The 16,737-nt window shown below is 66.0% G+C and carries 15 protein-coding genes; 8 read left to right on the top strand and 7 right to left on the bottom strand.

All coding sequences use genetic code 11. The features are described 5' to 3' along the window. Nucleotides 1-281 precede the first annotated feature (281 nt). The 3 genes from OHA10_RS37020 to OHA10_RS37010 all read left to right on the top strand — a co-directional run bounded on the left by OHA10_RS37020 (nucleotide 282) and on the right by OHA10_RS37010 (nucleotide 4,239). Nucleotides 282-2,378 (top strand): helix-turn-helix transcriptional regulator, encoded by a 2,097-nt coding sequence (locus tag OHA10_RS37020; RefSeq protein ID WP_371403456.1) that lies wholly within the window; start codon nucleotides 282-284, stop codon nucleotides 2,376-2,378. A 62-nt stretch (nucleotides 2,379-2,440) separates the two neighbouring features. Further along, nucleotides 2,441-3,355: a hypothetical protein gene (locus tag OHA10_RS37015; protein ID WP_371403455.1), complete on the top strand. Its 915-nt coding sequence runs from the start codon at nucleotides 2,441-2,443 to the stop codon at nucleotides 3,353-3,355. 92 nt (nucleotides 3,356-3,447) lie between these two features. Next, nucleotides 3,448-4,239 carry a DUF6339 family protein gene (locus OHA10_RS37010; protein ID WP_371403454.1) on the top strand — a complete coding sequence of 264 codons (792 nt, stop codon included), beginning with the start codon at nucleotides 3,448-3,450 and terminating at the stop codon, nucleotides 4,237-4,239. Between the two features lie 72 nt (nucleotides 4,240-4,311). Here the strand turns inward: OHA10_RS37010 and OHA10_RS37005 are convergent, their stop codons facing one another. Further along, on the bottom strand, nucleotides 4,312-5,397 hold the full coding sequence (locus tag OHA10_RS37005) for a DNA cytosine methyltransferase (RefSeq protein WP_371403453.1): 1,086 nt from the start codon (nucleotides 5,395-5,397) through the stop codon (nucleotides 4,312-4,314). Between the two features lie 39 nt (nucleotides 5,398-5,436). Next, a complete protein-coding gene (locus tag OHA10_RS37000; RefSeq protein WP_371403452.1) occupies nucleotides 5,437-6,447 on the bottom strand; it encodes a DNA cytosine methyltransferase in 1,011 nt (336 codons plus the stop codon). A 603-nt stretch (nucleotides 6,448-7,050) separates the two neighbouring features. On the opposite strand from OHA10_RS37000, the gene OHA10_RS36995 reads away from it, so the two are divergent. Beyond that, nucleotides 7,051-7,185, top strand: a complete 135-nt coding sequence (locus OHA10_RS36995; protein ID WP_371403451.1) for a hypothetical protein — start codon at nucleotides 7,051-7,053, stop codon at nucleotides 7,183-7,185. A gap of 50 nt (nucleotides 7,186-7,235) precedes the next feature. On the opposite strand, the gene OHA10_RS36990 is transcribed toward OHA10_RS36995, so the two are convergent. Beyond that, the gene (locus tag OHA10_RS36990; protein WP_371403450.1) at nucleotides 7,236-7,592 is read right to left on the bottom strand and encodes a hypothetical protein; all 357 of its coding nucleotides are present in this window, start codon (nucleotides 7,590-7,592) and stop codon (nucleotides 7,236-7,238) included. 44 nt (nucleotides 7,593-7,636) lie between these two features. After that, nucleotides 7,637-7,840 carry a hypothetical protein gene (locus tag OHA10_RS36985; protein WP_371403449.1) on the bottom strand — a complete coding sequence of 68 codons (204 nt, stop codon included), beginning with the start codon at nucleotides 7,838-7,840 and terminating at the stop codon, nucleotides 7,637-7,639. Between the two features lie 101 nt (nucleotides 7,841-7,941). Between OHA10_RS36985 and OHA10_RS36980 the strand changes: the two genes are divergently transcribed. The 3 genes from OHA10_RS36980 (at nucleotide 7,942) to OHA10_RS36970 (ending at nucleotide 11,757) form a co-directional block, all read left to right on the top strand. Further along, nucleotides 7,942-8,304 (top strand): hypothetical protein, encoded by a 363-nt coding sequence (locus OHA10_RS36980; protein ID WP_371403448.1) that lies wholly within the window; start codon nucleotides 7,942-7,944, stop codon nucleotides 8,302-8,304. A 372-nt stretch (nucleotides 8,305-8,676) separates the two neighbouring features. Next, complete coding sequence (locus OHA10_RS36975) at nucleotides 8,677-9,033, top strand: hypothetical protein (protein ID WP_371403447.1); 357 nt, start codon at nucleotides 8,677-8,679, stop codon at nucleotides 9,031-9,033. A gap of 3 nt (nucleotides 9,034-9,036) precedes the next feature. Continuing rightward, nucleotides 9,037-11,757 carry a caspase family protein gene (locus tag OHA10_RS36970; RefSeq protein WP_371403446.1) on the top strand — a complete coding sequence of 907 codons (2,721 nt, stop codon included), beginning with the start codon at nucleotides 9,037-9,039 and terminating at the stop codon, nucleotides 11,755-11,757. A 39-nt stretch (nucleotides 11,758-11,796) separates the two neighbouring features. Here OHA10_RS36970 and OHA10_RS36965 read toward each other — a convergent pair whose 3' ends face one another. Continuing rightward, nucleotides 11,797-12,927, bottom strand: coding sequence for an epoxide hydrolase family protein (locus tag OHA10_RS36965; protein WP_371403445.1), 1,131 nt, complete (start codon nucleotides 12,925-12,927; stop codon nucleotides 11,797-11,799). 55 nt (nucleotides 12,928-12,982) lie between these two features. On the opposite strand from OHA10_RS36965, the gene OHA10_RS36960 reads away from it, so the two are divergent. Further along, nucleotides 12,983-13,978 (top strand): helix-turn-helix transcriptional regulator, encoded by a 996-nt coding sequence (locus tag OHA10_RS36960; protein ID WP_371403444.1) that lies wholly within the window; start codon nucleotides 12,983-12,985, stop codon nucleotides 13,976-13,978. Here the strand turns inward: OHA10_RS36960 and OHA10_RS36955 are convergent. Both OHA10_RS36955 and OHA10_RS36950 read right to left on the bottom strand, forming a co-directional pair. Beyond that, complete coding sequence (locus tag OHA10_RS36955; protein ID WP_371403443.1) at nucleotides 13,962-14,612, bottom strand: response regulator; 651 nt, start codon at nucleotides 14,610-14,612, stop codon at nucleotides 13,962-13,964. The two genes, OHA10_RS36960 and OHA10_RS36955, sit on opposite strands and share 17 nt — an antisense overlap. Further along, nucleotides 14,609-16,609, bottom strand: coding sequence for a histidine kinase (locus OHA10_RS36950; RefSeq protein WP_371403442.1), 2,001 nt, complete (start codon nucleotides 16,607-16,609; stop codon nucleotides 14,609-14,611). The genes OHA10_RS36955 and OHA10_RS36950 overlap by 4 nt, the downstream gene beginning before the upstream one ends. Between the last annotated feature and the right edge of the window lie 128 nt (nucleotides 16,610-16,737).

The raw sequence follows: 16,737 nt of genomic DNA, 5'->3' as shown, positions 1-16,737 counted from the left end.
GACCGGAGCCATCTCGCTGTCGGCGTGACGGTGGCGGGCACCGCAGGGTGTGGATTGAATGCGTGCATAGCAGGGCCCCCCAGTCGTGGCGGCTCAAGGATCCTCCCGCCGCCCATGGTTGTACTACCGGTCGACGACTACGTTTCGTTACAGTCGACCGGGATTCTGTCCCCCGGCGCCTCGCGGCAACCTGGTTGTCCAACGTAATTTGACGTACCGCCTTCTGTCAATCACTATTTGACCTGAGTTGGTTCTCGTTGCGCCAGGAGGTTGAGGTAGCCATGGTGGAGCATGAAACAGAGGCGTTCGGCCCGTGGTTGGGACGCCAGCTGCGGAGAGTCGGGCTAACCCAGGCGCAACTCGCAGAGCGGCTGGGCTTGACCCGGGCGGCCGTGTCAGCGTGGATCACCGGCAGAGCCGAGCCGCGTGAGGAGACCAAGCGCGCGATCGCCGAGGTGCTGGGTACGGATCCGGCGTCTATCTACAACCGGTCTGTTGACATCGAGGTCAGCCGACCGTTGGTCTGGCATCATCGGCCGGCCCACGCGGATGGCGGACGCGAGTACGGGAACGCCGCCGCGTTCGCGTTCGATGCTGATCTCTCCGTCCTCGCTCGGGAGGCCACGCAGAACTCGATCGACGAGCGCTACGACTCCACGAGGCCGGTCGGAGTGCGCTACATCTTGCACGAGCTGAGTGGCGAATATCTCGATGGCTTCCTGAAGGCCTTGCACTGGAGTGAGTTGAAGCAGCACTACAGCAATGCTGCCTCGGCCGAGCAGAAAGTCTCGCGCAGTCTTCAAGCGGCGTTGGACGATCTCGAGGAGAGTCGGACTTTGCTGGTTCTGAGAGTCGACGACTACAACGCCGCAGGGCTCACCGGCCCTGAATACGGGGATGGGCGGTTTGCCGCCGTGGTACGCCGACAACTTGACAGTCACAAGCAATCTGGCGGTCGCGCCGGTGGCTCATACGGCCTTGGCAAGGCGACGCTGTGGGCAACAAGCCGGTTTGGACTGGTGCTGATCAATTCGACGCTCTCGATACCGCACGAAGGTCGTAGCGAGCGCCGCGTCGTCGGTCGACTCGACCTGCCATGGCATGAGGTAGGTGGCGAGCCGTATGCGGGGCCAGCGTGGTTCGGCGAACCCGATACCGAACCAGACCACGAAGGCGTGTCCCGCTCATGGTGGGCCGATGAGCAGACGGTTCGCGATCTGTGCCTGGAGCGCTTGGACGATCAACCAGGAACATCGTTCCTCATTTTCGGAGCACACGATGCTTCAGGCGATGCAGAGACATTGCAGGAAATGCACCAGAAATTGGTGGAATCGCTTGCCGACGGCTTCTGGGCTGCGATGGTCTCTGGACGAAACACGAGACCTCTATTGGACGCTCGGGTGACGACGTTGCGGAATGGCCACGTGCACATCCCCGAGGAAGTCGTTGATCCGCACGTTCATCATCCTGCTTTGAGTCGCGCCGTAAGGGCCTACCTCGATGATGAAACAGTGGAAGATCTAACGTCCGGTGACCAGGTTGCCCGCGTCGATGTGCCACTTCTCGTGCCGCCGCTGAAAGGGACGAGTGGCGCGCGGAGCAAGGGACGAGAACACGCCGCTACCCTTCTGCTCACCCCTGCTGCTGATGGAGACGAGCGAGTCAATCGCGTCATCTGTATGCGGGGTACTCGGATGACTGTCACCGAACAGCGGCCGCGTGAGCTTCCGCTTGGCGCGATGCCGTTCCAAGCAGTCCTTCTCGCCGGCTATGCGACAGGACGAGCGGATGAGGACGTAGCGCTTGCCGAGCAGTTTCTGCGAGCGTCGGAACCGCCCGAACACGATCGATGGGATCGGACAGAAGAACTCACCTCCGTCTACGAACGCGGAGCGCTCTCCCGGCTGCGTGAATTCCGAGCCGAGATCGACAAGGCCGTACGCGCGCTTGTCGCGCGACGCGAAGTCGCGACGAGCACCGGACCGGCTGTCCTTCGTGAGCTGTTGAGGCTCGGCGGCGGTGGAAATGTGGGAGTTCGTCGGGCGCAAGGTGTGCCCACGATTCATGACATCGATGCACAGGTCGAGGCCACTGGTGCCTGGCGTGTGCGAGTCGAGTTGCGACTGCCCCATGCGGAGGATCCGTGGCTACTCACACCCATCGCCAAGTTCGCCGTCAGGTCGGGGGGCCGTCCGACAGTCGCTTGGGCGCTGACAGCGTCGGTCGGCTGCCTGGTCGAGAATGGGAATTTGTTGATTGAACCCGGTGTGCGCTCGGCGACGTTCATCGGCGTTACCGACCCAGCGACGCACCCCGTCCAGACCGGATTCTCGCGCCTGATTGTCGATCTTCACAAGACCCGCGGCGGTGCGGTATGAGAACGGCATTCCCATATCCCACACTGTTCGGGGACGTCAATCTCGACGTCGCAGGAGTAGCGGTGGATGGCGCAGAACTGCCGTACACCAGGATTTCCCGAGCAGAGCACACGGTGGCGCTTCATCAATCGGGCCGCGCTGACTGGTACACAGCCACCCTGCGGCTCAGCGCGGAACTTCCAGACAAGGAGCTCGCAGAGGGCCCGTGGACCGACGTGGTGTGCCTCGCCACTCTGACCGAGAAGGCAACCAACGGTCGGTCTGCAGCGATGCTGCTTCGGGAGGACGACGGTCGGTGGCGAGGCAGCATCGATCTCGATCGCTCTCGCCATCTCAATCGGGCCATCCTTTCTCTGGCCGTTGTCGGCACCCTTGATGGAGTGAGCGGGCGGCTCATCGGTGTGTCGGGCAGAGACTGGGCTGTGGACCTACAGTCGACCGACCCGATGCGACAGCGAATGATCGACATCTTCGAGGTCGACTTCGTGACTGGCCCGCACGACTGGTTACGGCCGTTTAAGGAATCAGGTTGGATCGTTGAGACCGGTGGTGAGAATCCTGCCGTTTACATCAACACAGCTGCTGCCGACGGCTGGACGGAGGTGCTCAACGGAACGAGTACGCACCCTGCGGCGAAGTTGCTGCGTGAGGCGCTGGCCGGCCAGATCGCACAGGATGTGTGGACTGCCATGTTTCACACTGCCATCGGAGATCTCGAGTTGGACGAGGACGGTACGCCCCAGATGCCTCCGGGATGGCGAGAGAGTGTGCTGCGCATGATGCTCCCTGATGTGTTCCCCGGTCGACAGCTCGATGATGCGCTCTACGAGGTGCACGAACGCCGTACGAAAGGGTTCGGTTGGGCGGAGCTGCAAACCAGCATTCAGTACGCGGCCGGGAGACGGAGTCAGCTGGCGAAGAAGTTGACGAATGCTGTACGTACTGTCGTCCGCGACGGTGGGGGCGACGGCCAGTGAATCCAAGATCTTCCGGGAGCCTGCCCCCTGCTCTAGCACTCTTGCCGGACGCGAGTGTCGTCAAGTTCCTCAGCCGCGCCGTCCAATCGGGCTTGGAGACTCCGCCGCTCGGCGCCCTCATCAAGACATCCAGCGAGCTTCCCGAGCCGCAAGCCCGGTGGAGCGTCGAGCCTGTTCGGCAACTGCTCGACGAGGCAATGCGACGTTTCGAGGGCGACCGAGTCGAGGCAGACGCCTGGCTCGCCCCGCGGCTGCACGCGACGTTGCGGATGACCCGAGCGGAGGCGGCCGACGGCCGTCTGTGGAACTACCTCGCGATGGTCGTTGCTCCCGACTATGTGGTCTGGCGGCACCGCGGCGCTGAGATCGTGACAGCGACTCGATTCAGCGGACCCGGGTACACACAGGCGTTTGCTCGTCTCTGGTGGGCGGCTGAGATGTTCCGGAACGGTCCTGACTATCGGCCGGTCGAAACAGCGTGTGGTGTCCAGGACGTCCTGAACACCACGTTACGGTTGGACGTCATCGATCACAGGCCCACAGCGCTTGCGATCGTGGCTGTCCTGAACCGACTCATCGCCGATGGAATGTCACGCCTTGGGGATCGCGTGAATGCCTTGTCGTCGGCGATCAACGCGGCCGGCAGCACATTGGTGTACGACGTGCTGGCCCCCGACGAGCTCGTTGACGGTGCCGCGCTTCAGGGCTGGATCGACGAATCGACGGATGCTCCGCCCGTCCCATGGGACCGCCTTCCGTTTGGACCCGACGATGGCAGCGTCAGCAGCCGGAAGCTCGACTCTCTCCGGCACTTATTCGAGGCGTTGCTCGAGGATGCTCCGATTCGTACACGTCCGCGCCACGCGGCGATTGACGAGAACTGAGGAGCCCGTTCGGGGCCGTCGTCGGATGAACAGCTCGTCCTCGGATCGCGGCATAGGCAAGTTCAGGAAGAGTCAGACCGTACGTACGAGCGGTGGCTGCTCGCAATCTGCCGTTAGCCATTTGCCCTTGACCGCCGCGTCGAGCGCGTTGTGGTCAAGTTCCCGATCCAAGGCTGCCGCGAGGACATGTGCCGCGAGGCGCGGTGGAATCGCATTGCCGATTTGCTGGGCGATGTCCTTCCCTGCCCACGGATAGTCGACCGGGAATGTCTGCAGCCGACCGGCCTCGGCATGAGTAAACCGATCACTGCTGGCGCCCGAAGTCAGCAAGCGATTGCGCGAAACCTTGCCGGTGACCGTCGCAGCGGGCTCACCTGATGTGCGCCGACCACGAGCTTTCGGGTCACCGCCGGTGCCATAGTTGGAGATCACCTCGAACGGGCCGCGATTGAGTGCATCACCCATCGTCTCCCAGGGCAGCAGGTCAGGATCTCCGGCGGACCGCGGAACGCCCTTGCGATAACGGCGGTGCGTCGGGCTGGGGAGACTCGGCTTGCGGTCGCGTCGAGCAATCAAAATCGCTCGACGACGAGTTTGGGGTACCCCGAACTCTTCGGTGTGGAGGATCCCGCAGATGGTCTTGTAACCACGGCCTTCGAGCGCTTCGCCCACGGCGTGCCAGACGGGCAGTACCGCAGGCACCTGCTCCAGAACTATTGCATCGAACGGTTTCCGTCGTTCCACGGCCTGCAGAGCCCATCGGAGCGGTTCCAGAACCAGTCCAGTGCGTTCGTCATCCAGTTTGGTCAGTTCCTCGGAGACGTCCTCGCCCGCCGCCATCAGCTTGACGAATGCAAGCACCTGATCCAGTGCCCGGCGGCCTGCGCCCGAGCCGGCGACGGTGTAAGTCTGGCACGGCGGGCCGCCCGCGAGGATGGATGCGCCGGGGAAGTCTGCGGGTTCGGACAGTCGGACGTCACCCTCGGTGGTGAGAAGATCGGCAGCCCGGCGCGTGGCGCACGCATTTGGATCCCACTCGATCCCTTGGGCTTTCACGCCCAGCCATCGCGCCGCTACATCCAGCCCGCCAGGTCCGGCAAAGAGATCCACCAGCTGCACGTCCGCAGCGGGAAAGAGTTCTGACTGGACGGCTGTCATGGCGTCGAATCCTATCTCCTGTTCGGCAGCCCTAGCTCGTCAACACGCATCCAGCGCTCGCCGAACGGCTCGGCCGACTGCTTCTCCGACCGGCGGAGGCGATGCGTGTGCGACCTGTCGATATCTTGCGGTCTTGCGTCCGGCGAACTGCCAGTCTGGGGGGAATCCCTGAAGCAGCGCTGCTTGCTCGACGGTCAGCGGAACCATGCCGCGACGGCCCTCGGCTGGCCGCCATTCGAAGTCTGCCCCGGGTACATCATCAGCCACGGTTCCGCCATCGACGCCCATCCTGGCCCACGCGGCCTTGGTCCCTGTCGGTCCAAGGTCGGCGCCCCCGCGTTCCCAGGAGCCGCCCACGAGAGTCGGGGCGATTCGATTGGCCTGCGCTGCCCAAGCCGATGCCCCGCTCCAGCCGCGCGACGCCATGGACTCCTCAAGAAGCGCACCGACCGTAGTTGGAGGATCCAGCTTGCGGGGAGGTTCGGTGAATGCGTCGATTACAGACTCCTTGAAGGCGACCAAGAGTCCCTGCTTTCGATCCTGTGGAACTCCATAGTCCGCCGCATTGACTACCGACCACTTATACCGGTAACCGAGATGCTCGAGTTCCCGGTCGATGAACGCACGGATCGGCGCAAAAGCGTCTTTTGTGACCAGGTCCGGAACGTTCTCGATGAGGACTGCGCGAGGCTGTACGCCGTGCATTAACAGGATCGTGGCTTCAATAAGCTCAAGTTCGAGCTGACTCCCACGGCGGCGATGAACGGTGGCGCTCGCCTGCACGCGCGGAAGTCCAGCCGCGAGCAAGTCGACATCATAGGACTGCTGATGCTCGACCGGATCAAAGTCGAGGAGGTCCATTTCCCGTACGTCCCAGCCCGGCCGGTTTAGTCGCAGCGATTCACAGGCAACAGGGCGCTTCTCGACCAGCAGAACAGGGTCGAAGCCAGCCCATTCGAGGCCAAGTGCCAATCCACCCGCACCCGCGCATAGTTGAAGCGAAGTTCGTCTTTCCGTCATGCGCTCTTCGGTGGATTGGGCAGTGTCCATCTGGTGTCGTGTCCCTCCGTTGTCCGCTCACGGCGTTCTCCGGACTCGATCGTCGCAGGCTTCACGATAGTCGCATGCTCGTGGCGATGCGTCGGACCTCCAATTGAAGTCTGCCCGGCGGCTGGCCGTGCTGCTCCCGCAGCTCGATCCCGGCGCCACGGGTGTTGAATGTCGACGCAGAGGCTTGACCTACTGGGGCTCGCGGCCGGCCTGACGGCCGCCTTGGGTTGGACCGCGGCGTGGCTGCTCGGCAGGCGTTGAACATCTGACGGCGCCGGAGGCTGGTGCGACATTGGATGCTGCGGCAAGGGCGATGCGGATGTCAGCGGGGAGCGCCAGGCGGATCGGGGCGGGTGGTTCTGTGCGTACGACTGGCTTGACGTCGTGAAGGCGGACTCCTCGGTGGCGGCCGAGGCGGACGGCGGCGACTTCGAAAGGGCGGTCGTCTTTACGGGGCTCGAATACAATGACTTGCCGGTACGGTAGTCCGCCATCCTCAGCCTCGAACTCGCGGTAGATGAGGCGGTGTGAGGGCCCGAGCTCGCGGTCGCCGTGGGACTCCGGGATGGCGGACAGTTTGATCTCGGCGCAGTCGCTGAGGTCGTGAGTGGTGAAGCCGAGGCGCTTGCCAGAGAAGGCCTCTTCTTGACCGTGGGCGACCGCGCGAAGGCCGAGTTCCAGGGTGCGGAACTCACGATCGCGCAGGCCGCCGGGTCGTGTACGCGCCGCGTGCCGTAGTACGGCTAACTGTTTCAGTACCTCCTCACGCACAAGCAGGCGATATTGCGTCATTGCGGCTTCGGCAGTTCGGAGTCAGGGATCGGCTCGTCGAGGTTCAGGCCGAGTTCCTCGGCGACATCCTCGATGGGTATCGACCGACCGGGCTCAGCGAGCCGCTCACGGACTACTGCGTAGGTCGCGTCGAACCCTTCCTCGTCAGTAGCCAAAGCGTCGAGGCGGCGCCAGACGTCGAAGGGGATGACTACGGCCTCTGGTTGGCCGGCGTCGCCGAAGATGAGGGGTTCGGGGTTGTTGGCGCGGAAGCGTTCGAGCATCTGGGGGAGGAGGCCGCCTGCGGTGGACGTCCTGATGACCCAGACGCGGTCTCCGTCGGGGAGGAGGTACGGCGTTTCTTCGGAGTCCATCGTTGTCCTTCCAGTGCGTGGAGCATCGTCATCAGGATAGGAGTTCAGCGTTGATCGGGACCTGAGTTATCCACAGGGCTGAGGGTGTGCCAGAGGGTGTAGGGGATGAGGACGGCTTCTGGTTTGGTGGTGCCGAAGATGAGGGGGTCTTGGTAGCCGAGGCGGAAGCGGGTGAGCATGTGGGGGAGGAGTTCGGCGGCGGTGGTGGGGGTGATCAGGGAGATGGGCTCGGTGTCCTCGAGGGGCATTGGAGGGCCTTTCGGTGGGGTTTTCAGCAGAATAGGAGTTGAGGACGGACGCGTGAGGGAGTTATCCACAGGGGGCCTGGGGCAACTGATGGGAGTGGTGGATGGGTGAGCCGCGGTGGGTTGAGGTTCGGGTCGTTCCGGACGCGGGGATGGACGAGAAGCGGTGTGTGAAGGCGGTTCAGCAACTGCGGAAGGAGTTGGCGGGGGAGGGGCTGCCTACGCAGGACGTGAAGGATGCGGGTGGGCTGGCTCAGGATGATGGGTCCATTGCGATCGCGGTGGCGTTGGTGGGGGCGGGTGGGGTGGTGCCGACGTTGGTCGCCGTACTGCGGGACTGGATCCAGCGGCGGAAGAGTCCGGGGAAGATCGTGGTGACGTTGGGGGACGATTCGATCGAGTTGGAGCGGCCGACGTTCGACGAGCGGGCTGCGTTGCTCGAGGAGTTCCTCGATCGCCCTCGGTAGTCACACGTTTGAACGGCGGCTCGGGCGTTGTCGGGGCGAACCGGCGCGCGTAGCGTTTGTGGTGGGGCTGAGGGGGGTCGGCCCGGGGGGAAGGGATCGCGATGGGGCGCAGGATTCGGGAAGGCCTTCGGCGGCCGGTGGCTCGTTGTGGATTCGGGGGGCTGCGGCAGAACTGGTGGGAGCGCCGACGGGTCTGAGGTCGAGCCCGACGAGGAAGCTCTGCCCGGACGTCCCTCCAGAAGGGCGGAGCCCAAAGGAGCCCGGGGTGCGTGAGCACTCCGGGCTCCCTGCATTGCGTCGGCAAATGGCTACCGAACGTTGCGGAACCACGGCCCGACCCGGGATCATGAGTCGCGATCCTGGGAGGGTTCTGTGGGGGTTTGGGTGCAGGTCGGGTTGGTCGACGACGATCCGGAGTTCGCGGATCGGGGGATTCGGCAGTTGCGGCGCGAGTTGGGCGAGTTCGACACCCGCGACGTACGAACTGTCGCGCCCGAAGGCAGTAAGGGGGACGCCGCTGTCGCCGGTCAGGTGGCGATCGCGTTGGGCGGCGCCGGCGGGATGGTGTCGGTGCTGGTCACGATTCTCAAAGACTGGCTGGTACGGCGCAGCCCGCAGCAGCGCGTGACGTTGACGATCGGGGCGGACTCGATCGAGGTGGACGCGGCATCGACCGAGGAGAAGGCGCGGTTGATCGAGGCGTTCCTCCGCAAACACGAAGCGAGCTGACTCGTGGGGCGTCGACGGGCCTTGCTGGTGGCCACGTACGAGTACGAGGACGCCGGGTTGCGCCGACTCACGACGCCGGCGCAGGACGCGGAGGCGCTGGCCGACGTACTCGAGGATCCTGCGATCGCCGGGTTCGAGGTACAGGTGCTGATCAACGAGCCGACGAGTCGGGTGGGCGAAGCGATCGGCGAGTTCTACGCGACGGCCGAGCGTGACGACCTGACGTTGTTGTACTTCAGCGGCCACGGTCTGAAGGACGACAACGGCCGGCTGTACCTGGCGATGAAGAACACCAAACGCGAGCGGCTGCGGTTCAGCGCGCTGCCGGCACACATGATCGACGAGGCCGTCGAGGACAGCCCGGCGCGGCAGAAGATCCTGATCCTGGACTGCTGCTACGCCGGCGCGTACACCGTGGAACGGTTCGCGAAGTCGGACGCGGCGATCCACACGAAGGCCGAGCTCGGTGGTCGAGGGCGGATCGTGCTGACGGCCACGGACTCTCGTCAGTACGCGTTCGAAGGCAGCGAGATCCACGGCGAGGCGGCGCAATCGGTGTTCACACGCCACGTGGTGGAGGGTCTGCGCAGCGGTGCGGCCGATCTCGACTCGGACGGCGACATCACCGCCGACGAGCTTTATCGCTATGTGTACGACGCCGTCGTTGCCGAGCAGCCGAGCCAGCGGCCGAAGCAGTTCGCCGACGTCGAGGGGCGGACCGTCATCGCGGCCAACGTGCAATGGACCCTGCCGCCGCGGATCACCGCGAACCTGGACAGTCCGCTGCAACCGCTGCGCGAGGCCGGGCTCCAGGAGCTCGGACAGTTGCTCCAGGCAAGCAATGAGGATGTCCGGCAGACAGCGCGCGCCAAGCTGGAAGAGCTGACCAACGACGACAGCAGGACGATCTCCAACACCGCGCAGGCCTACCTCGACGCCCCGCCGCCGGCCAGGCCGCAGCCAGTCGCAGCACCGATGGTACGGCGGCGCGCGGCCGGGCCGACGTTCGGTGGTGCGGCGAAGGCGACGGTACGGCGTTGGCGGGATCGGGTGCGGCTGCCGACGGTCGATCGGCCGGTCTTCTTGTTGACGGTGGCGGCCGCCGGGCTCGCGATCGCGTCCGCGGCGCTGCAAACTTCGTGGTACTCGATTGCCGTTGCGGTCGTGTTGACTGCCGCCGTGATCGCGCAGCTGAGGCTCCGTGAGGCGGGGACGGCGTTCGTTGCAGGCCTTTCGGTTCCGGGGCTTGTGAGTGCTCTGGTGCTGACCAGTTGGCTGACGAATCTCATCCCGACTGGACTTCAAAACCTTCCCGGATACCTCGCCGCGGCCGCGCATGGTGCTTGGCTCGCGGCAGGCGTCGTGGCGTTCACCAGATGGCGCCCAGGAGAACCGCATCCCCAGCTCCGGCTCGTGTTGCTGGGTGCCGCCGCGGCGATCATCGTCCTCCTGATCGTGGTCGACGCTTCTCGGAGCGGACCGCACCTCCTGCAGCCGGACCTCACCCGTCGCCTCACCCCGGTCGTCCTCGGCATTCTCGGCGCCGAGCTGGCGCTGGCCTGTCCGCTGTTCAACCTCGGACGACCGTTCTTCGCAGGCTGGGTGCTCGGCGGCTTCGTTGTCTGGATCGGACTCTTCAACCCGATGGGAGGGCCCACCGCACGCTTGCTGGTCCTGTTCGCGGTGTGGCTCCTGCTCGGCCTCGTCGGTGTCATCAGACCGGCCGGGACCATCCTTCCCACGCGACGCCGGTTGTTGGCGGCAACGTTGGTCGCACCCGCAGTCCTCGGCGGCGTCGTCGTTGCCGTCGTACCGCCTGCAACGAGATCTCCGATCGCGGTCGGCCTGGCGGTCAGCCCGGACAGCCAGTTCCTCTACGCCGCCGACATCGTCAACGCGCGCATCCTGAAGCTGAGTACGACGACCCGCAAACAGGTCGGCGACGCGCTCCGGGTCGGGATCCAGCCCAGCCGACTTGCGCTCTCCCCGGACGGGAAGATGCTGTACGTCGCCAACTCGGGCTCCGGCACGATCTCGGTGATCGACGTCGCCGCGTGGAAGGTCGTCGGCCAGCCGATCGCTGTCGCGCCTGAGCCGACCGAGATAACGGCGAGCGCTGCCGCCCACCGTGTCTACGTGCTCAGCCAGAAGAGCCAGACGATCACCGAGGTCAACACCGAGACCATGCAGACAGTCGGTGGTCCGTTGGCCAGCGGACCGAATCCGGCGGACATCGCCGTCGACGAGAAGGGTGAGCGGCTGTACGTCGCGGGCGGCGCGAACGTCGTCGCGGTGATCGACACGAAGACCCGTCAGCCCGCGCGGACGCCGATCAAGATCAATTCCGAACCGCGTGACCTCGCGCCGGGGCCGGACGGAATGTTGTACGCGATCGGCAGCACCTCGTACGCGGTGATCAACACGAACGTCGAGACGACCCGCCCGACACCGGTCAACGTGCCGGCTGCGTCGAGGATCGCGGCGTCCGACGGCGAGAAGCTCTACATCCTCGGCACCGAGGGCTCGGACGACGTCGTCCGGATCGTTGACCTGGGCAAGCATCAGGTCGTCGGATCACTCACCGACGACCTGGGGGTGACAGTGGAACTGGCCGTCAGTCCGGACGGCCAGCGGATGTACGTCAGCAACTTCTACCAGGACGGCATCCTCGTGCTCGACACCGTCGGGCCGAAGGTGATCGGCAAGATCGAGCTGAAAAGCTGAACGGGCCGGCTCGCCCGAGAGCGAGCCGGCCCGGTGAACTCACAGGCTGCGGAAGAACTTCCGCAGGTCGGCGGTCACGTCGTTCGGGCACTCGAGGGTGGCGAAGTGGCCGCCCTTCTCGAAGTTCGACCAGTGCACGATGTTGGTGTTGTCGCGGTCCGCCAGCGGGCGGATCGTCTTGAAGTCGTCCGCGAACACCGCGACGCCGGTCGGCGCGTGGTTGATCTGCGGCTCGGCGCCGGAGTTCGCCTCTTCGTAGTGGTACCGGCCGGCCGCGGCCGAGCTGTTGGTGAACCAGTACAGCGAGACCTCGGTCAGGATCTGGTCGCGGCTGACCAGGCTGGTGCCGTTGCCGAAGTTGTTGAAGAGCTCGTTCCACGCCAGCTGCCCGACCGGCGAGTCGGAGATGCCGACGGCAACGGTCTGCGGGCGGGTCGAGTTGATCGCGTTGTACCCGCCGACCGACTGGAACCACTTCAGGTGCTCCAGCGCCGCGAAGTCCTCCGGCGTGAACTTCTCGAACTCGGTCGGGTCACCCGACGGGAACGAGAACAGCTGCAGGACGTGCAGTCCGAGGAAACCTTCCGGGTTCAGTACGCCGAGCTCCCGCGAGATCATCGCGCCGCCGTCGGAACCGTGCGCGCCGTACGACTCGTAGCCGAGCCGGCGCATCAGCGTGTCGTACGTCCGCGCCACCCGGGCCATCGTCCAGCCCCGGTCGACCAGCGGCGTGCTGAAGGCGAAGCCCGGCATCGACGGGACCACGACGGAGAAGGCGTCCTCGGCGGATCCGCCGTACGACTCCGGGTCGGTGAGCGGGCCGATCATGTCGAGGAAGTCGACGAACGAACCGGGGTAGGTGTGCAGCAGGAGCAGCGGCGTCGCGCCTTCGACCGCAGACGGTACGTGGATGAAGTGGATGGTCTGGCCGTCGATCTCGGTCAGGTAGTGCGGGAACTCGTTCATCCGCGCCTCCTGCTCGCGCCAGTCGAACTTGTTCTGCCAGTGGTCGACCATCTCGCGGAGGTAGTGGTTCGGGGTGCCGAGGTCCCAGTCGTCGCCGGGAGCGGGCTCGGGCAGCCGGGTCCGCGCCAGGCGGGCCTGCAGATCGTCCAGGTCGGCCTGGTCGATGTTGACGGTGAAGGACTGGATGCTCTCGTTTGCGCTCATGGGTTTACCGTAGAATCCGTATAGGAACATTAGATTCCTAATTGGGAGATTGATTTTGCTCGAGACTTCGCAGCGCCTGCTCAGTCTGCTCGCCCTGCTGCAGACCCGGCCGGCCTGGACCGGCAGCGAGCTGGCCGAGCGGCTCGAGGTGACGACGCGGACGATCCGCAACGACATCGATCGGCTCCGCGAGCTCGGGTACCCGGTCGACGCGACCCGCGGCCCGTCCGGCCACTACCAGCTCGGCATCGGCGCGAAGCTGCCGCCGCTGCTCCTCGACGACGAGGAGGCGGTCGCCGTCGCGGTCGGCCTGCGGACCGGCGCCGGGGTGATGGGGATGGCCGAGAGCAGCACGCGCGCGCTGACGAAGCTCGAGCAGGTCCTCCCGCACCGCCTCCAGCGTCAGGTCAACGCGATCCACCGAGCGATGGAGAAGGGCCCCGACAACACCGGCTCGAACGTGGCGGATCCCGAGATCGATCCCGCCGTACTCGCGACGGTCGCCGCCTGCATCCGCGACGAGCACTACCTCCGCTTCGAGTACGCCGTCGCACCCGGCAGCCCGGCCCGCGGCGCGGGATCCGGCGTCGTCCAGGACCTGCCGATCCTGGTCGAGCCCTATCGCCTGGTCAGCTGGCAGCGCTACTGGTACCTCGTCGCGCGGGACGAGCAGTCGGTCTGGCGGACCTACCGCGTCGACTGGATGTCGTTGCGGATGGCAACAGGTCGCCGCTACCAGGCCCGCCCGATGCCGGGTGACGACTACACCGACTTCGTACTGCGCGACGTCGCGACCACCGGTTGGAAGGTCCACGCCCGCATCACCGTCGACGCCCCCGCGCAGGAAGTCCTGTCCCGCATCCACGCCGCCGTAGGCATTGTCGAATCCATCGACGACCACACCTGCGTCCTCGTCACCGGCGCCGACTCCCTCGAGATCGTCGCCGTCTACATCGGCATGCTCGGCCTCGACTTCCACGTCGACGGCCCACCCGAACTCCTCACCCACCTCCGAACCATCGGCAACCGCTACCTCAACGCTCTCCCGTAGTGCCCAGGCCGGCGTTTCTGGCTTGGATGATGGCGGTGGCTCGGTCGGCTATGCCTAGTTTGGTGAAGATGGTGGAGACGTTGTTGGCGACGGTTTTGGAGGCGAGGTCGAGGCGGTCGGCGATGGCGGGGTTGGAGAGGCCGGCGGCGATCAGGTCGAGGATCTGGCGTTCGCGGGCCGTGAGTTCGGGGAACGGTTCGGCGGCGGGTGGTGGGGCGGAGAAGAACGTGAGGACGCGGCGGGCGACGCCGGGGCCGAAGATGGCTTCGCCGGCCGCGACTGCACGGATGGCTCGGGCAATTTCTTCTTGTTCGGCGCCCTTGACCAGGTAGCCGCGGGCGCCGGCGCGCATGGCGGCGAAGACCGAGTCGTCGTCTTCGAACATCGTGAGGACGAGTACGGCGGTGTCCGGCGCCGAGCGTGCCAGTTCGCGGGTCGCGGCGAAGCCGTCCAGGTCGGGCATCTGGAGATCGAGTACGGCGACATCCGGGCGGCTGGTGATGACCTCGCGGATCGCCTCGCGGCCGGTCGAGGCGACGCCGACCACCTCGATGCCCGGGAGTGAAGTGAGGAGCGCTGCCAGGCCGGCTCGGACCACGGGATGGTCGTCTGCCAACACCACACGGATGCTCATCGGGTCTCCAGCGTGACCAGCGGGAAGCGGGCGCAGACGCGGCCGCCTCGGGGCGTGGGGCCGGCTTCGAACTTGCCGCCGAGCTCGGCGGCCCGCTCGCGCATTGCCTGGAGGCCGACGCCGGGATGCCAGGCGCCGTTCGGCGGGCCGTCGTCGGTCACCTCGATCTCGAGGTCGTTGCCGCAGCGGAGGGCGAGTACAGCGGACGTCGCGCGCGAGTGCCGTACGACGTTGGTGAGCGCCTCGGTCGCGATCCGGTACGCCGCGACCTCCAGCGCGGCCGGCAACGTCGGCAACCCGCTGGCCGAGACCGCGACGCGAATCGTGGCACCGTCGGCGCGGTACGACAGCTGGTCGGCTCGTTGCCGAAGTGCTCCGACGAGTCCGAGCTCGTCCAGCGCCGGCGGTCGCAGGTCGTCGACAAGTCGACGGATGTCGCCGATGGCGGTCCGCGTGTCCGCACGCAACCTGGTCAGAAGGTCTACAGCCTGAGTTGTATCAGTGGTGATGAGGTTGGCTGCTGCGTCGGCGGAGAAGGCGATGCCGGTGAGGGTGGGGCCTAGGCCGTCGTGGAGGTCTCGGCGGAGGCGGCGGCGTTCCTCTTCGCGGGCGGAGATCAGCTTTTCGCGGGAGGTCTGGAGTTCGGCTGACAAGCGGGTCGCGTGGACGGCGACGGCCAGTGGTACGGCGACCAGCGCGAGCACGTTGCGGTCCGCCGAGGACAAGCCGGACTCGCCGGAGCGCAACCCGACGTCGAGCGATCCGACCACCTCGCCGCCGTACGAAAGCTCGACCGCCACGACCTCACCCGGTCTGCCATCCATCGCGATCACCGCGCCGTCGACCGTCAACGCGGCGTACGGGAGACGGAGCGCGGACCGGATCGCGGCGACGACCCCGGGAAGCCCGGCCGACAACTGCTCGCCGACCCGCGACGCGACCCGGGCCGGGTCGTGACGATCGCCGTACAGCGCCCGGTCGACGAGCTGCTGCAATCGCGGCAGTACCGGCGCGATGATCAACGCGACGAACACCGTGACCGCCGCGGACCGCCCCACCTGCGAGGTGATCAGCGAATCCAGCAGTGCCACCAGGACCGCGTAGCTGCCGATGGCAACCAACGACAACAGTCCCCAGGTCAGCGCACGCGAGATGACCAGCCGGATGTCGAGCAACTGGTACCGAACGATCGCGACCGCCACCGAGATCGGGATCAGCGGAATCGCCAGCAGCACAAGGATCGGCGTACCGGCGACGAAGGCCCACGGCGTGACGAACAGGATCGCGATCACCGATGCCAGCAGCAACCACAAGAGTTGCCGACGGCCCTTTTCATCGGCACGCCGGTAGCGGATCGTCAGGCAGACAACCGCCAGCAAGATCGCGGCCAGGTTGCGAAGTTCGGCGACCGTCCAGAGCGGTTGCAGCGAGTCGTACGACGGAATCGCCAGGTAACCGCGCGGCAGCCCGGGCGAGATCGGATCACCGCTGCCGACCATCTCGACGACGAACAACGGTGCGGTCGCGATGATCCCGATCGCCGCCCACCGCCATCGCGGCGACAACAGACGTCCGGTCGGGAACAGCAGCAGCGCCAACGGCAGGAACAACCCGATCGACCAAGGCCAGGCGGCGATCGAGATCGTGACGAACACCCGCTGAGCCGCGATCGAGGCCCCGTTCTCAGCGAGGTACTGCGCGAACGCACCGGCCAGCGGCGTCGTCGCATGGCCGATCCCGTCCGCGAGGAACAGCCAGCCGATCGGATTGGACGGCCGGTGCCAAGCGATGACAGCGCCGCACAGACCGAACGTCAGCGCCATCAGACCGTTCGTCACCATGAACGAGTCGACCAGCTGATGCCAGCCCCAGCCGATCGCCAGCAGATAGCCGACGGCGACCGCGACCTCGGCGACCACGAAGCCCGCGAGCAGGCCGACCAGCATGCCGACGCGCGTGCCGACACGGCCCCGTCGGCTCGTCGCGGTGGTGGTCATACCCGAAGTGTGCGCCCAAAGGGTTCCCGGCGTCTCGGGATCGCGGTCCCGGTCGGACCGGGGAGCCGCCCGAGCCGCAGGGAGCGCATCCCCAGGCCCGGCCCCCACCCGGCGAGCGACGGTTGGGC

It is taken from the genome of Kribbella sp. NBC_00662 (genome assembly GCF_041430295.1).
Lineage (GTDB): Bacteria > Actinomycetota > Actinomycetes > Propionibacteriales > Kribbellaceae > Kribbella.
This window is presented reverse-complemented; position numbering and strand designations above follow the sequence as displayed.

Coding starts and splice junctions, on each gene's coding strand:
- OHA10_RS36955 (WP_371403443.1), bottom strand. CDS start 14,612: ATGAGCATCCGTGTGGTGTTGGCAGACGACCATCCCGTGGTCCGAGCC.
- OHA10_RS37020 (WP_371403456.1), top strand. CDS start 282: ATGGTGGAGCATGAAACAGAGGCGTTCGGCCCGTGGTTGGGACGCCAG.
- OHA10_RS36980 (WP_371403448.1), top strand. CDS start 7,942: ATGGGTGAGCCGCGGTGGGTTGAGGTTCGGGTCGTTCCGGACGCGGGG.
- OHA10_RS37000 (WP_371403452.1), bottom strand. CDS start 6,447: ATGGACACTGCCCAATCCACCGAAGAGCGCATGACGGAAAGACGAACT.
- OHA10_RS36965 (WP_371403445.1), bottom strand. CDS start 12,927: ATGAGCGCAAACGAGAGCATCCAGTCCTTCACCGTCAACATCGACCAG.
- OHA10_RS36985 (WP_371403449.1), bottom strand. CDS start 7,840: ATGCCCCTCGAGGACACCGAGCCCATCTCCCTGATCACCCCCACCACC.
- OHA10_RS37005 (WP_371403453.1), bottom strand. CDS start 5,397: ATGACAGCCGTCCAGTCAGAACTCTTTCCCGCTGCGGACGTGCAGCTG.
- OHA10_RS36950 (WP_371403442.1), bottom strand. CDS start 16,609: ATGACCACCACCGCGACGAGCCGACGGGGCCGTGTCGGCACGCGCGTC.
- OHA10_RS36990 (WP_371403450.1), bottom strand. CDS start 7,592: ATGGACTCCGAAGAAACGCCGTACCTCCTCCCCGACGGAGACCGCGTC.